The 15,375-nt window shown below is 73.9% G+C and carries 9 protein-coding genes; 4 read left to right on the top strand and 5 right to left on the bottom strand.

Going from position 1 to position 15,375, the window contains the following annotated elements; translation table 11 throughout:
• Nucleotides 1-213 precede the first annotated feature (213 nt).
• Genes AB0E05_RS01610 through AB0E05_RS01600 form a run of 3 tightly spaced genes read right to left on the bottom strand, consistent with a single transcriptional unit; the run spans nucleotide 214 to nucleotide 5,233 of the window.
• Nucleotides 214-1,443, bottom strand: coding sequence for a VWA domain-containing protein (locus AB0E05_RS01610; protein WP_361957259.1), 1,230 nt, complete (start codon nucleotides 1,441-1,443; stop codon nucleotides 214-216).
• Nucleotides 1,444-1,466: 23 nt separating this feature from the next.
• A complete protein-coding gene (locus AB0E05_RS01605; protein ID WP_361956921.1) occupies nucleotides 1,467-4,163 on the bottom strand; it encodes a DUF5682 family protein in 2,697 nt (898 codons plus the stop codon).
• Nucleotides 4,160-5,233, bottom strand: a complete 1,074-nt coding sequence (locus AB0E05_RS01600) for an AAA family ATPase (RefSeq protein ID WP_361957256.1) — start codon at nucleotides 5,231-5,233, stop codon at nucleotides 4,160-4,162. Before AB0E05_RS01600 ends, AB0E05_RS01605 begins: the two co-directional genes overlap by 4 nt.
• A gap of 211 nt (nucleotides 5,234-5,444) precedes the next feature.
• Between AB0E05_RS01600 and AB0E05_RS01595 the strand changes: the two genes are divergently transcribed.
• Both AB0E05_RS01595 and AB0E05_RS01590 read left to right on the top strand, forming a co-directional pair.
• Nucleotides 5,445-6,806: an SWIM zinc finger family protein gene (locus AB0E05_RS01595; protein WP_361956918.1), complete on the top strand. Its 1,362-nt coding sequence runs from the start codon at nucleotides 5,445-5,447 to the stop codon at nucleotides 6,804-6,806.
• Between the two features lie 337 nt (nucleotides 6,807-7,143).
• A complete protein-coding gene (locus AB0E05_RS01590; RefSeq protein WP_361956915.1) occupies nucleotides 7,144-8,823 on the top strand; it encodes a DUF5691 domain-containing protein in 1,680 nt (559 codons plus the stop codon).
• Nucleotides 8,824-9,259: 436 nt separating this feature from the next.
• Here AB0E05_RS01590 and AB0E05_RS01585 read toward each other — a convergent pair whose 3' ends face one another.
• Entirely contained in the window at nucleotides 9,260-9,673 is a 414-nt protein-coding gene (locus tag AB0E05_RS01585; RefSeq protein WP_361956912.1) for a cobalamin B12-binding domain-containing protein, read from the bottom strand.
• A 274-nt stretch (nucleotides 9,674-9,947) separates the two neighbouring features.
• Here AB0E05_RS01585 and AB0E05_RS01580 point away from each other — a divergent pair, with 274 nt between their 5' ends.
• Nucleotides 9,948-10,961, top strand: a complete 1,014-nt coding sequence (locus AB0E05_RS01580) for an alpha/beta fold hydrolase (RefSeq protein WP_361956909.1) — start codon at nucleotides 9,948-9,950, stop codon at nucleotides 10,959-10,961.
• Between the two features lie 278 nt (nucleotides 10,962-11,239).
• Nucleotides 11,240-12,748, top strand: a complete 1,509-nt coding sequence (locus AB0E05_RS01575) for a M23 family metallopeptidase (protein ID WP_361956906.1) — start codon at nucleotides 11,240-11,242, stop codon at nucleotides 12,746-12,748.
• 64 nt (nucleotides 12,749-12,812) lie between these two features.
• Here AB0E05_RS01575 and pcrA read toward each other — a convergent pair whose 3' ends face one another.
• Nucleotides 12,813-15,320, bottom strand: a complete 2,508-nt coding sequence (gene pcrA, locus AB0E05_RS01570; protein ID WP_361956903.1) for a DNA helicase PcrA — start codon at nucleotides 15,318-15,320, stop codon at nucleotides 12,813-12,815.
• Nucleotides 15,321-15,375 lie beyond the last annotated feature (55 nt).

The following is a 15,375-nucleotide window of genomic DNA, read 5'->3' as shown; positions in this document are numbered from 1 at the left end:
TGTCCGTCTCGCAGGTTATCCCCGTGAACGGTGGCTCCCTAAATCGCAGCTCACACATGAGTGGTGAGAACGGTCACAGATCGACCCGGCCGACGGCCGTGCCGGTGGCCTCTACAAGGGTCGCGGCGGCCGTGCCGGCCTTGGGGCGGAGGGGGTGGTTCCGCTGGTCTGCGGGGCGGTGCTGCCGCTGGCGACGCGGGCGGGCGGGGCCGCTCAGGGCCTCGACGGGTCCGGTACCGGTATCGGCCGCTTCTCGATCGCCGCCGCCATGACCTCGGGGAACAGGTCCGGCGTGCAGGCGAAGGCCGGTGCGCCGAGTGCGGCGAGCGCCGCCGCGTGGTCGCGGTCGTACGCGGGCGTGCCCTCGTCGGAGAGCGCGAGCAGCGCCATGAACTGCACGCCGGACGCCTTCATCGCCGCGACCCGCTTCAGCATCCCGTCCCGTATCCCGCCCTCGTACAGGTCGCTGATCAGGACGACGACGGTGTCCGCCGGGCGGGTGATGCGCTCCTGGCAGTAGGCGAGGGCGCGGTTGATGTCGGTGCCGCCGCCGAGCTGGGTGCCGAAGAGGACGTCGACGGGGTCGTCGAGCTGGTCGGTGAGGTCGACGACGGCGGTGTCGAAGACGACGAGCCGGGTCGCGACGGACCGCATCGAGGCGAGCACGGCGCCGAAGACGGCCGCGTAGACGATGGACGCGGCCATGGAGCCCGACTGGTCGATGCAGAGCACCACCTCCTTCTTCACCGACCGGGACGCGCGGCCGTGTCCGACGAGGCGTTCGGGGACGACGGTGCGGTGTTCGGGGAGGTAGTTCTTCAGGTTGGCCCGGATCGTGCGGTCCCAGTCGATGTCGCGGTGGCGGGGGCGGGAGACCTTCGCTGAGCGGTCGAGCGCGCCCGTCAGCGTGGACCTGGTGCGGGTGGCCAGCCGCTTCTCCAGGTCGTCGACGACCTTGCGGACGACTGCGCGGGCGGTCTCCTTCGTCGTCTCGGGCATGGCCTTGTTGAGGGAGAGGAGGGCGCCGACGAGGTGCACGTCGGCCTCGACCGCTTCCAGCATCTCCGGCTCCAGGAGGAGCGTGGACAGGCCGAGGCGCTCGATCGCGTCGCGCTGCATGACCTGCACGACGGAGCCGGGGAAGTAGGTGCGGATGTCGCCGAGCCAGCGGGCGACGGAGGGCGCGGAGGCGCCGAGCCCGGCCGATCGGCTCCGGCCTCCGCTGCCCTTGGCGCCCCTGGCTCCGCCGGCCTGACCCTCTCCGTTGCCGTACAGGGCGGTCAGGGTGCCGTCCATCGCGGCGTCGCGGCCGGCCAGGGCGTGGCCGGTGCCGTCGGCGGAGTCACCGCCGAGGACCAGCCGCCAGCGCCGCAGCCGCTCGTCGGCATCGCTCGTCGGCGTCGTCGTGGCGCTCGTGGTCGTCGTGGTCGTCGTGGTCGTCATGGCGCTCGTGGTCGCGTCGGTGGTCATGCCCGCACCCCCGTGAGTCGATCCGTACGGTCCGCGTCGCCCGGCGGGGCCGTTCCTTCGGTGGACGCCGCCAGCAGCAGCCGCACCAGCGGCACCACGGCGTCGGCGCGGGCGCGGTCCAGCCCCGGACCGAAGCCCGGCCTGCCGGCTGCGGCCACCGCACCGCCGGCCGCCCCCGCGCCCGGTCCCGCCGCCGGTCCGCGGCGCAGCAGCTCGCCCAGGGCGCGGCGGACGCCCGGCTCGTACGCGGAGAAGGTCCGGCGCAGCAGCGGCAGGACGTCCGTGAACGCGTCGGTGGGCACGCCCGTGAGCCAGGCGTCCACGAGGCCGAGCAGCCGTTCGTCGTGGAGCAGCAGCATGCCGCCACCGGACGCGCCGCCGACGAAGCCCTCGATCCAGGCGGCGGCGTCGGCGGGCGGGGTGCCGGGCGACAGGGCGAGGCTCATCAGGGCGGCGGTCTCGTCCTCGGCGAGGCGCCCGTCGTCGAGCAGCAGGCGGGCGGCCCGGCCGCGGACGACGCCGGCGACGGTGTCCCGGGCGGCCAGCCGGTGCAGCACGGCGCCCCAGCGGTCGGCCAGCTCTTCGGCCGTCGGCAGCAGGCCCATCGCGCTGTGCACGGCGTCCAGGTGCACGCGCATGACGGCGGCGCCGTCCGCGTCCAGCCCCGTGCACGCGGGGGGCAGCCCGACGCAGATCCGCTCGGCCAGCCCGGATGCGACCTCCGTGAGGGCGGCCGTGTCGGTGGACCGCACGTCCCCGTACCGCAGCGAGCGGGCGAGGGCGGGCAGGGCCTGGGCGAGGTGGCTGACGTCCGTGTCGAGCGCGGCCCGGTCGGCGAGGGTGCGCATCACCACGGGCAGGGCGTCGGCCAGCCCGGCGAGGAGGCAGTCCTCGGCCAGCTCGGTGACCTCGACGAGCGCGGTGGCGGTGAGGGCTCCGTGTTCGGCCTTGGCCGTGGCGGCGGAGGGCACGGTGGTGCCCCAGACGCCGGCTTCGGCGACCCTCACGTACAGCTCGGGCTCCCAGCGCAGCCGCCAGGTCTCGCGGAAGGTGCCGGTGCTGCCGCGGCCGGTGACGGGCTCGCCCCAGCCGACGCCGAGCAGCCGCAGCCGGTGCAGCAGGCGGCTCTTCTCGGCGTCGGTGTCCTTGCGCAGGTCCAGCTCCAGCTCGCGCTCCAGGGCCTCCGGCTTCAGACGCAGGCTGCGCTGACGGCGGTTCAGGTCACGCTGGAGCGGGACGGCGGGGGCCGCGTCCGGCACCTCCCCCAGCACGTCACCCACCACGAGCCGGTCCCTGACCAGGGCGAGCTGGACGTCGGAGCCGTCGCACATCACGGACCTGACGGCGTCGGTGGTCTCCGTCAGTCCGGCGAGCGGGCGCCCGCGCATCACGGCCAGCGCCTCCGCCAGCCGTACGGCCTCGATGACGTGAGCCGGTGACACGGGCACGTCCTCGTCCCGGAGCAGTCCCGCGACCTTGGTCAGCCACCGCTCCACCGGCCGGTCCGGCGCCGTGAAGAGGTGTCCGTACCAGCCGGGCGAGTCGATGCCGGCGCCGTACCCGCTGCGGCGGGCCAGCCTCCGGTGCGTCCAGGGCACCCAGGTCGTCTCGACCTTGAGTTTGGGCAGCCCCTTCAACTGCGCCCGGTCGGCGGCGAGCGTGGTCCGCTCCCCCAGCGCCGGCACGTGCCAGGCGCCGCAGACCACGACCACGTCGTCGCGGAACTCCTTGCGGGCGGCGCGCAGTTGCAGTCGCATGTGGGCCTCGCGGGCCAGGTCCCGCTCGTGGCCCCCGTGCCCGTACGCCTCGCGCAGCGCCGTCATGGCCTCGGCGAGCGCGGCGAAGGCGGCGAACGGGTCGGCCGCGCCGCGCAGTTCGACGGCGTCCTCCCACCAGCGCTCGGGGTCGTCGTACCCCGCGGCCTCGGCGAGCACGGCGATCGGGTCGACCCGCATCCGCGCCGGATCGGCGACGGGCTCCACGGGTGCGGGCGCGGGCGTGCCGGCCGCGGAGCCGCGCGGTGCGGTGTCCCACCCCGGATCCCCGACCCGCGCCCGGGCCGGGGCGGCGCCCTGCCCGGGCACGACGTCCCATCCGGGGTCGACGACGGCTGCCGGGACCGCGTCCCACTCGGGGTCGGCACTACTGACGGCCGGCGCACCGGGCTCGGTGCCGCCCGTGGGATCGAGCGCCGGAGCCGTGGCCACGGCCTGCGTCGGGGCGACGTCCCACTCCGGATCGACGGCCGCCGCGGGGCGGGACGCGCCGGTGCGGGATGCGGATCCCCCCGGAACCACATCCGACACCGGCCCGTCCTCACCCGCACCGCTGCCCTCCGTGGCTTCGTCCTCGGCCGCGAGGGCGAGCGAATGGGCCGCGGGGAGGTCGATGAACCGCACCGGCACCCCCTCGGCGAGCGCCCAGCGGACCGCCACCCACTCGGGGGAGAACTCCGCGAAGGGCCAGAACGCGGCCCGCCCCGGGTCGTCCACCGCATGGGCGAGCAGGGCGACGGGCGGTCGCATCCCGTCGTCGGCGGCCAGGTGCAGCAGGGCGTCCCCCTCGGGCGGCCCTTCGACGAGCACGACACTCGGGCGCCTTGCCTCCAGCGCGGCGCGTACGGCACGGGCTGAGCCCGGTCCGTGGTGCCGCACTCCGAGGAACAGGGGCCCTGCGGGCGGAGCGGTGCTCATGCGCTCACCTCGCGGCAGGCGCGGTAGAAGTCCTTCCACCCGTCGCGCTCGCGGACGACCGTCTCCAGGTACTCCTGCCAGACGACCCGGTCCGCTGCCGGGTCGCGGACGACCGCGCCGAGGATGCCGGCCGCGACGTCGGCGGGGCGCAGCACCCCGTCCCCGAAGTGCGCGGCGAGGGCGAGGCCACCGGTGACCACGGAGATCGCCTCGGCCGTGGAGAGCGTGCCGGAGGGGGACTTGAGCTTGGTGCGGCCGTCGAGCGAGACGCCGCCGCGCAGTTCGCGGAAGACGGTGACGACGCGGCGGATCTCCTCCAGCCCTTCGGGGGCGGCGGGCAGCTCCAGGGAGCGGCCGATCTGGTCGACGCGGCGGGAAACGATGTCCACTTCGTCGTCGGCGGTCGCGGGCAGCGGCAGGACGACGGTGTTGAACCGGCGGCGCAGCGCGCTGGAGAGGTCGTTGACCCCGCGGTCGCGGTCGTTGGCGGTGGCGATGAGGTTGAAGCCGCGGACGGCCTGGACCTCCTCGCCCAGCTCGGGGATCGGCAGGGTCTTCTCGGACAGGATCGTGATCAGGGTGTCCTGGACGTCGGCGGGGATCCGGGTCAGCTCCTCCACCCGCGCCGTCATCCCCTCCGACATGGCGCGCATCACGGGGCTCGGCACGAGCGCGTCCCGGCTCGGGCCGTGGGCCAGCAGCCGTGCGTAGTTCCATCCGTAGCGGATGGCTTCCTCGGGGGTGCCCGCGGTGCCCTGGACGAGCAGGGTCGAGTCGCCGCTGACGGCGGCGGCGAGGTGCTCGGACACCCAGGTCTTCGCGGTGCCGGGCACGCCGAGCAGCAGCAGGGCGCGGTCGGTGGCGAGGGTGGTGACGGCGACCTCGACGATGCGGCGCGGCCCCACGTACTTGGGGGTGATCACGGTGCCGTCGTCGTGGGTCCCGCCGAGGAGATAGCGGGACACGGCCCACGGGGACAGGCGCCAGCCGGCCGGGCGGGGGCGGTCGTCCGCCGCGGCGAGCGCGGCGAGCTCGTGGGCGAAGGCGTCCTCCGCGTGGGGACGGAGCACTTCGACGCCGTCACTGACGGTGTCGACAGCGCTGACGGGAGCGTCATGTGTGGTGGTTTCGGGCACGGTGCAGCATCCCCCTCCAGGTCGTTGCGACCGATGCGGTCCGACGTGGTTCCCAGCCTGCACCACCCCACTGACAATCGACCGTTTCCCCAGCTCAGGTCCGGTGTTGGGGCCGTTGTCAGTGGTGGGCCGTACGGTCGGATGCATGACTGGACCGGGGGTACGTTGGACGGCGGAGCAGGTGCTCGCGCTGGCTCCTGACGCTGCGTCACGCAAGGCGGGCGGCCGGCTCGCCGCGGCCGGGCCGTGGTCGGCGGCGGGCAGCAGCGGCGGGGGCGCCGTGTGGGGCCTGTGCAAGGGCAGCGGCTCGAAGCCGTATCAGACCGTGGTCGACACGACGGGGCCGGCTTACGCGTGCAGTTGCCCCAGTCGCAAGTTCCCCTGCAAGCACGCGCTGGGGCTGCTGCTGCTCTGGGCGTCCGAGACGGACGCGGTGCGTGACGGCACCGCGCCCGAGTGGGCCGAGGAGTGGCTCGCGGGGCGGCGCGGGCGTGCGGAGCAGGAGCGGTCGCCGGAGGGCCGGGGTCGGCCCGAGGGGACGGCCGCGCCCGATGCGGCCCGGCGCAGGGCGGAGCGCCGGGCCGCTCGGATCACTTCCGGGGCGCTGGAGTTGGAGCAGCGCCTCGCGGATCTGCTGCGCGGCGGCCTCGCCTCCGCCGAGCAGGCGGGGTACGGCCTGTGGGAGGAGACCGCGGCCCGCATGGTCGACGCCCAGGCGCCGGGCCTGGCCGCGCGGGTGCGGGAGTTGGGGGCGATTCCCGGGACGGGGCCGGGGTGGCCGGTGCGGCTGCTGGAGGAGTGCGCCCTGCTCCATCTGCTGGACTCGGCCTGGCTGGGGCGGGAGCTGCTGCCGGCCCCGTTGGCCGCCACGGTGCGCACCCGCGTGGGCCTCACCGCCCCCGCCGACGGCGCTCCCGTACGGGACCGGTGGCTGGTCCTCGCGCAGTACGACTCGTTCGACGGCAAGGTCACCACCCGCCGTGCGTGGGTGTACGGGCAGGGGTCGGGGCGCTTCGCGCTGCTGTTGTCGTACGGGGCCGCGGGGCGTGCCCCGCAGTTGGCGCTGCCGGTGGGCGCGGCCGTCGAGGCGGAGCTGGTGCCGTACGGGGGCGCGGGCCAGTTGCGGGCGGAGCTGCGGGAGGGTTCGTGGGCGCCGGCGCCGGTCGAGGGGCCGCCGCGGGGCGGCCCGGTCGCCGCGGCCCTCGATGCGTACGGACGCGCCCTGGCCGGGGATCCGTGGCTGGGCTCCTGGCCGGTGACGCTCACGGACGTCGTGCCGGTGCCGGTGTCGACCCCGGACGGCGACGGTTGGCAGTTGGCCGACGCGAGGGGGCATTCCGCGCTGCCGCTGACGCCGGTCGCGCTGACCCGGCCGGGGCTGTGGAAGCTCGTGGCCCTCTCCGGCGGCGGGCCGGTCACCGTCTTCGCCGAGTGCGGCCAGGCCGGGGTGACGCCGCTCGCCGCGTGGTCGGCCGCGACCGGAGCGGAGACGGTGCCCCTGATATGACCGCCCGCCCCCTGGGGCCTGTCTTACGGATCAGGCTGGATCAGTGGGGGCGCCCTCCGGGCGTAGGGGGAGGGGTCTGGTGTCGTGGATCGCAAGGCGGAGGACGGGGGTACTCCCCCACCGCTTCGCGTGGGGGTACCCCACCCGTGCCCGCAGGGCACAGGGGGCCATTGGCGACCGACGACAACGCGGCGTGGGGGCACCTTCCCCGGGCCGAAGGCCCAGGGGGAGCGGCACCAGGGCACGCGAGCCCAGCAAGATCCGAAAGACAGGCCCTACGCCCAGAGGGCGTGGGGGACCCCCAGCGCCTGACGGTCCGTCTCCAGGGGAGGACGCGATGACCCACACCGATGCCGACCACGCCGACGCCGGGCACACCAGCTCCGGGCACACCGGCTCCGAGCAAGCCGACGAGGCCGCCCGCTGGCAGGAGCTGGTCACCTCCGCCCTGCTCGGGACCGACCGCCGTACGCCGCCCGCGGAGTTCACGGCGCCGGGCAAGGAAGCGCCCGCCGCGCTGTTGGACGCCGCGGCCCTGCACACGGTTCGCCGTCGGGCCGGGCTGCTGCCGGCGCGGGCGGCAGCGCGACCGGAGCCCGCGCCCGAGGACGACCGCCCCCGGCTGCCCGCCGCCGCGCGCCGCCGGCTCGCGCTGCTGCTGGCCGACCGCAGCGCGCCGTCGTCGTCGGGCCGGCGGGGCGCGACGCCGGATCTGACGGAGCTGTTGCCGCAGTGGCTCGCCACCGCCAATGAACGGGGCTATCAGGCGCCGTCCGCGCAGTTGCCCGCCCTTTTGGACGCGGCCCGCGCCCGGACGGACCTCAGGCCGCAGGCGCTCGCCTTCGCCGGGGCGCGCGGGCTGTGGCTGGCCCGGTTCAATCCGGAGTGGAAGTTCGCCCTGCGGGGCTCGGCCGGCAGCGGCGTGCTGCTGCCGGACCCGGCGGACGAGGCGGCGGTGCACCGGCTGTGGGACGAGGGGCTGTTCGCCGAGCGCGTCGCCCTGCTCGGCGCCGTACGAGAGGACGACCCGGCCCGCGCCCTCTCCCTGCTCTCCGGGACCTGGGCGACGGAACGCGCCGAGGACCGGCTGATGTTCCTGGACTCCTTGCGCACGGGCCTGTCGGACGCGGACGAGCCGTTCTTGGAGCGTGCGCTCGCGGACCGCAGTCGCAACGTCCGGGCGACGGCCGCGGAGCTGCTGTCCGCGCTGCCCCGCTCCGCCCTCGCGGGCCGCATGGCGAAGCGGGCGGCGGCCTGCGTACGCCTCGCGCGGGCGGGCAGCGGGGAGCCGGCGATCATGGTGGCGGCACCCGAGGAGTGCGACGCGGCGATGCAGCGCGACGGCGTTGCGCCCACGCCGCCCACCGGCCGGGGCAAGCGGTCCTGGTGGCTGGGCCAGCTCGTGGAGGCGGCACCGCTCGCCGTGTGGTCCCGCGCGCTCGGTGGCCGCACGCCCAAGGAAGTCGTCGCGCTCCCCGCGGCGGACGACTGGGCCGGTGAGCTGCACGCGGCGTGGTGCCGGGCCGCGGTCCGCCAACGCGACGCGAACTGGGCCCGCGCCCTCCTCGGCGCCCCCGGCGCGCCCCCCGAGGTGGGCCCCGGCACGGCCTCCCTGGCCGAGCGGGCGAAGCTGCTGGCGACCCTCCCCGAGGGCGAACGAGCCCTCTGGGTCGCCGACTTCATCTCCGCCCACGGCCTCTCGGACGCCTTCCAGCTCCTCGGAGTCTGCACGGTCCCCTGGGCGGAGCCCCTGGGCCACGCGGTGGTCGACGCCCTGGAGATAGCCCGCGAGGCCGGTAGCTACCCGTGGAGCTTCAGCGGCGTCATGGGCCTGGCGGAGCGGTGCCTGGATCCGGCGGAGGCGGGGCGGTTGGCGCTGCTGACGTCGCACGGCGAGGACCCCGCGAATGCGTCGCCGGGGGCCTCGGCGTACTGGTCCGAGGCGTTCCAACGCCTCGTCTCCACGCTGCGCCTCCGCGCGTCCATGCACGAAGAACTCACCCCTGACACCACGTGACCCCCACGCCCCCTGCGGACGGGCTACTCCCTGCGCCCCGCCTGCGGCTGCTCACTCAGCTCCGAGGCCATGACCCCGGCGCCACCTGGCGTACCCGCCGTAGCCCCTTGGGAGCACCGGTCCCTGCGGGTGCACTGCGGCTGTTCGCGCAGTTCCCCGCGCCCCTCAAGACCCTCGTTCGTCCACAGGACGTGCTTGGTCGCTCGCGCAGTTCCGCCCCTCCACCCAGCGGGCGCGGGGAACTGCGCGCCAAGCCACCACGCACCCGCAGGGATCAGCGTTGCCGCAGGGCCACGGCGGGTACGTCACGTGGCGCTGGAGTTCAGGCGGGCCGAGCTGGGCGAGCGCGTGAGCCTCACCCGGTCGAGCCTGCCCGCAGGGCGCGGCGCGGTGCAGCCGGGCAGGAGGCGGCTCGGAAGCGCGGGGCCCAGGGGGCTCAGGTGCCGGCGGGCTCGCGGACGTTCGCGCGGACCCAGTCGACGATCGCCGTCGTCGTCGCGCCCGGGGTGAAGATCTCCGCCACCCCGAGCCCCTTCAGCGGTGCGATGTCCTCCTCCGGGATGATCCCGCCGCCGAAGACCACGATGTCCTCCGCGTCCCGCTCCTTCAACAGCTCGATGACCTTCGCGAACAGGGTGTTGTGCGCGCCGGAGAGGATGGAGAGGCCGATCGCGTGCGCGTCCTCCTGGATCGCGGTGGCGACGATCTGTTCCGGGGTCTGGTGGAGGCCCGTGTAGATCACCTCCATGCCCGCGTCCCGCAGCGCCCGCGCGATCACCTTCGCGCCCCGGTCGTGGCCGTCGAGACCCGGCTTCGCCACCACTACGCGGATCGGACCGGTCACACCCATCGCTGCCTCCAGACACAGACTCCGCCGCCGAGTGAACGAGCGTTATCTACAGCATCCCGCACGGCACCGTTTCGCGGTGGACCGGGAGGGGGAAATCACATGGTGGGACACGCAAAAAGGGCGTTGCCGCCCGACCGGGTCATGCCGGGCCCGGTTCGGGGCCCGTGGCGTCCGAGGAGCCGCAGCAGCGCCGGGCCGCGGGCCCGCGCCTGCGCGGCTCCACAAGGGCGCACGGGAGACAGCGTCGCCTCCCGGTGCCGGACGGAGGTGGGCCATGCAGGTCCTGCCCTGCTTCCCCCGAAGCCTCGGGCATCTCGGGCCGCTGCTCACCCGAGGACTCTCCGTCGACCAGCTGCGCGACCTCTGTGACCTGCCGCGCGACCTGCGGCTACCGTCCGTGACCCTGCCCGTTCCGCTGCGGGCCACCGCCTTCGAGCTGGCGATCCTCGCCGGACACCTGCTGCTGTACCCCTCGGGGCTCACCGCCGAGCACGCCGCGCCCAAAGCGCCCGCCGCCCGGAGCGGCAGCGACGAGCCGAAGGCAACCGTGGCGACCGGCCCCCGACCCGTGATCATGCTGCACGGCTTCGTGGACAACCGCTCCGTCTTCGTCCTGCTCCGCCGCTTCCTCTCCCGGCACGGCTGGAGCCATCTGGAGTGCCTGAACTACTCCCCCCTGACCTGCGACATCCGGGCCGCCGCCGATCTGCTGGGGAGGCACGTCGAGGAGATCGCCGCCCGGACCGGCCGGGACGACGTCGACATCGTCGGACACAGCCTCGGCGGCCTGATAGCGCGGTACTACGTCCAGCGCCTCGGCGGCGACCGCCGGGTGCGGACCCTCGTGACGCTCGGGACGCCGCACTCCGGCACCACCGTCGCGGCCCTGGCCAGCGCGCACCCGATCGTGCGGCAGATGCGACCGGACTCCCCCGTGATCGCCGAGTTGGGCGAGCCGACGCCGGGCTGCCGCACCCGTTTCGTCTCCGTCTGGAGCGAGTTGGACCAGCTGATGGCCCCGGTGGAGACGGCCCGGCTGGACCACCCCGACCTCGTCGTGGAGAACGTCCGGGTCAGCGGCATCGGCCATCTCGCCCTGCTGGTCCATCCCGCCGTCGCCGCCTGCGTCCGTCAGGCGCTCCAGGGCCCGGAGGTCGACGGCGGTCAGCAGGAGCACGGGACGACACGCCCCGACGACGCCGGCCGCGAGGACGGCACACCGACCGACCCGACGACCAGCCCAAGGCCCGACACGACGCCCGGCACCGACGTCATCTCGGTCGCCTGACCTCCTCGGTTCGGCCCGTTTCCCCTCGCCGGTTCGCCCCAAAGGCTCACGCCAGGTGACGATCCATCGAACGAATTTCGAACGTACGGCCAAAGCTGTCCCCCCGGCCCACCGAAAGGCGCTCGAATGCCCGTTTCCTGACCGCGCAAAACCAGCGGAAGATTGTCGACGTCGCGTACTGCCGGGTACAGTCGCCGCCACTGGTTCCCCTCTGGGTCCCGCCCGCTCTTCCGGCCCCAGAATCCAGCGGTCCTGTTGCCGAGGCGAGAGAGAAGTTGGTGAACGACCAGCACGCCCACGCCGGGTACGGCCACGACACCTACCCCACGGGCAGCTTTGACACCGACCCGCTCTTCGGTGCACTCCCCGGAACAGCGAATCCGACCCCGGCCGCCGACTACGACGCAGGCCACAGCGGTCAGTACGACGCCTCCGCATGGGACACCGGTTCCCATCACACCACTTCGGCCACCCCGACCGCCACGGGTTATGGCGGCTACGACCCCTACGCGTCGGCCCAGCACGGCGCCGCGGACGGGTACGACACCACCGGCCAGTGGGACGCCGCCGCGTGGAACCAGTCAGGGCAGACCGGCCAGTTCGAGAACGCCGCAGCCGCCTTCACCTACGACACCACCGGCACCTGGACGGGCCCGACCTTCGACTCCGGCAGCTACGACGCCACCGCCTGGAACGGCGCCGGCGAGGCCGAGCCCCTCCCGCTCGTACCGCCGCAGTACGCGCCGGAGCAGGAGTTCCCCGGCGCCGCACCGGAGTTCGCGCCCGAGGCGATGGAGGAGCTCGCGCCGCAGTTCGGCGCCGACCCGTCCGCCCTCGGCGGCGTCGACACCGCGGACGCCGTGAACGCCACGGCCGTCATCGACGTCACCGACCCCACCAGCGCAGCCGACGCCGCGGACCGCCTCGACGCCTCGTACGCCGACTCTCCGTACGCCCTCGACGAGGGCATCGGCACCGAGCCCGCCCGGACGCACGACACCGGCGCGACGCGCACGGCCCGCCGCAGCTCCGGCGGCGGCAGCCGCGGCCGACGCCGTACGCCCGCCAAGCGCTCCGCACTGCTCACCGTCGCCGTGCCCTCCGCCTGCGTCATGGGCGTGGCCGGCATCGCCGCCGCGTCCGTCGGCGGCCTCGGCGGCGCCGAGCAGAAGAAGGACGACACCACCACGCTGGCCGCCGCCGACACCACGCCCGTCGAGAACGTGGCGGCGAACAGCAAGATGGACACCCAGCTCGCCGCGCTCAGCGCCGACGCCCGCGACTTCGGCGACCGCGCCTCCCGCACCCAGGAGCGCATCGACCTGAAGGCCCGCCAGGAGGCGGAGCGGCAGAAGCGCGCGGAAGAGGCCAAGCGCAAGGAGGCGCTGCGACCCAAGTTCGCCCTCCCCGTGGCGCAGAAGGGTCTGAGCACCTACTACGGCGAGTCCGGCGTCAACTGGATGGCGCTGCACACGGGCATCGACTTCCCCGTGCCGTACGGCGCCGAGGTGATGGCCGCGACCGACGGCACCGTCCGCACGCAGATCAACCCGGCGTACGGGAACATGGTCATCGTCACCGCCCCCGACGGCACCGAGACCTGGTACTGCCACCTCGCGAGCGCCAAGATCCGCTCCGGCAAGGTGAAGGCCGGCGACGTCATCGGCTACGCGGGCGACTCCGGCAACTCCACCGGCCCGCACCTCCACTTCGAGGTGCGCCCCGGCGGCGGCTCGCACATCAACCCGCTGACCTGGCTGCAGAGCAAGGGCCTCAACCCCCTCTGACGACCGCCCCCGCATCTCGGAAGGCCGGGCGTCCCAGCCGCCCGGCCGTCACGGCGGATGCCTCCTACAGCTTCTCGACGGGTGCGTAACGCAGCAGCAGGCGCTTGGGCTTGGCGTCCCCGAAGTCGATCGTCGCCTGGGCTTCCGAGCCCGTCCCCTTGACCTCGACGACGGTCCCGAGGCCGAACTGGTCGTGCGTGACGCGGTCGCCGATCGCCAGCGCGATCACCGGCTTCTCGGACGCCCCGCGCCCGGTGGCGAACCGGGTCTGCGCGGCGCGCCGCGACGAACCGCCCGACGCCATCGACGGCATGGACGGCATGGACGGCAGACGCGACCCCGACCCGGACGTCGCCCCGGCGGGCGCACCCATCGGACCGGTGCGCTTCCACTCCAGGTGCTGGCCCGGGATCTCCTCCAGGAAGCGCGACGGGGGGTTGTACGACGGCTGGCCCCAGGCGCTGCGCATCGACGAACGCGTCAGGTACAGCCGCTCGCGGGCGCGCGTGATGCCCACGTACGCCAGGCGCCGCTCCTCCTCCAGCTCCTTCGTCTGGCCGAGGGCGCGCATGTGCGGGAAGACGCCGTCCTCCATGCCGGTCAGGAACACCACCGGGAACTCCAGGCCCTTCGCGGTGTGCAGCGTCATCAGGGTGATGACGCCCGCGCCCTCCTCGTCCTCGTCCGGGATCTGGTCGGAGTCGGCGACGAGGGCGACCTGCTCCAGGAACTCGGCGAGCGTGCCGGCGCCCTCCTCGTCCGTACGGGCCTGCTCGAACTCCAGGGCGACGGCGGCCAGCTCCTGGAGGTTCTCGATGCGGGTCTCGTCCTGGGGGTCGGTGGACGCCTGGAGTTCGGCGAGGTAGCCGGTGCGCTCCAGGACGGCTTCGAGGACGACGGCCGGGCCGGCGCCGGAGTCCACGATCGTGCGCAACTCCTCCATCAGCGCGTTGAACCGCTTGACCGCGTTCGCCGAGCGGGCGGCCATGCCGTACGCCTCGTCCACGCGCCGCAGCGCCTGCGGGAAGGTGATCTTCTCGCGGAGGGAGAGGGCGTCGATCATCGCTTCAGCGCGCTCGCCGATGCCGCGCTTGGGGACGTTGAGGATGCGGCGCAGGGGGACGTTGTCCTCGGGGTTGGCGAGGACCCGCAGATAGGCGAGGACGTCCCGGACCTCCTTGCGCTCGTAGAAGCGGACGCCGCCGACGACCTTGTACGGCAGGCCGACGCGGATGAAGATCTCCTCGAAGACGCGGGACTGGGCGTTCGTCCGGTAGAAGACGGCGACGTCGCCGGCCTTGGCGTCGCCCGCGTCGGTGAGCCGGTCGATCTCGTCGGCGACGAACTGCGCTTCGTCGTGCTCGGTGTCGGCGACGTAGCCGGTGATCCGGGCGCCCTCGCCGGCGTTCGTCCACAGGTTCTTGGGGCGACGGCTCTCGTTGCGCTCGATGACGGCGTTGGCGGCGGAGAGGATCGTCTGCGTGGAGCGGTAGTTCTGCTCCAGCAGGATCGTGGTGGCGTCGGGGTAGTCCTCCTCGAACTGGAGGATGTTGCGGATCGTGGCGCCGCGGAAGGCGTAGATCGACTGGTCGGCGTCGCCGACGACGCACAGCTCGGCGGGGGCCAGGTCCTCGTGGCCGGTGCCCACCAGCTCGCGCACCAGGGTGTACTGGGCGTGGTTCGTGTCCTGGTACTCGTCGACGAGGACGTGGCGGAAGCGCCGCTGGTAGTGCTCGGCGACGTCGGGGAACGCCTGGAGGAGGTGGACCGTCGTCATGATGATGTCGTCGAAGTCCAGGGCGTTGGCCTCGCGCAGCCGCGCCTGGTACATCCGGTACGCCTCGGCCAGCGTCTTCTCGAAACCTCCCCCAGAGCCTTCGGCCTGGGAGGTGCCCCCAAGCCTGTCCGCGAACGTCTCCTCGTCGACGAGTTCGTTCTTCAGGTTCGAGACCTGGGCGCTGAAGGACTTCGGCGGGAACTTCTTCGGGTCCAGGTCGAGGTCGCGGCAGACCAGGGCCATCAGCCGCTTGGAGTCGGCTGCGTCGTAGATCGAGAACGACGAGGTGAAGCCGAGCTTCTTGGACTCGCGGCGCAGGATGCGGACGCAGGCGCTGTGGAAGGTGGAGACCCACATCGCGTTGGCCCGGGGGCCGACGAGCTGCTCGACGCGCTCCTTCATCTCGCCGGCGGCCTTGTTGGTGAAGGTGATCGCGAGGATCTGGCCGGGGTGGACCCGGCGGGTGCCGAGGAGGTGGGCGATGCGGTGGGTGAGCACCCGCGTCTTGCCGGAGCCGGCACCGGCGACGATGAGCAGCGGGGAGCCGGTGTGGACGACGGCGGCGCGCTGCTGCTCGTTCAACCCCTCCAGCAGGGCGTCGGGATCCACGACGGGGCGGGCGGCGCCGTCGCGGTAGTACGCGTCGCGGGCGGGCGGCACGTCGTAGGCGCCCTGGAAGAGGTCGTCCGGGACCTCCTCCCGGGCGTGGCCCTCCGGGTCCTCGGGCGGCGGCGGGGGCTCCTCCGCGGAGGGCTGGAGGTTCGCCAGGAAGTCTTCGTCAAAGAGGCTGCTCATCGCTCTCTGAGTCTATGCCTCGGCACTGACAGTCCGCGGCCCCCTGGCGAAAGGG

The organism is Streptomyces sp. NPDC048057, assembly GCF_040653095.1.
GTDB lineage: Bacteria > Actinomycetota > Actinomycetes > Streptomycetales > Streptomycetaceae > Streptomyces.
This window is presented reverse-complemented; position numbering and strand designations above follow the sequence as displayed.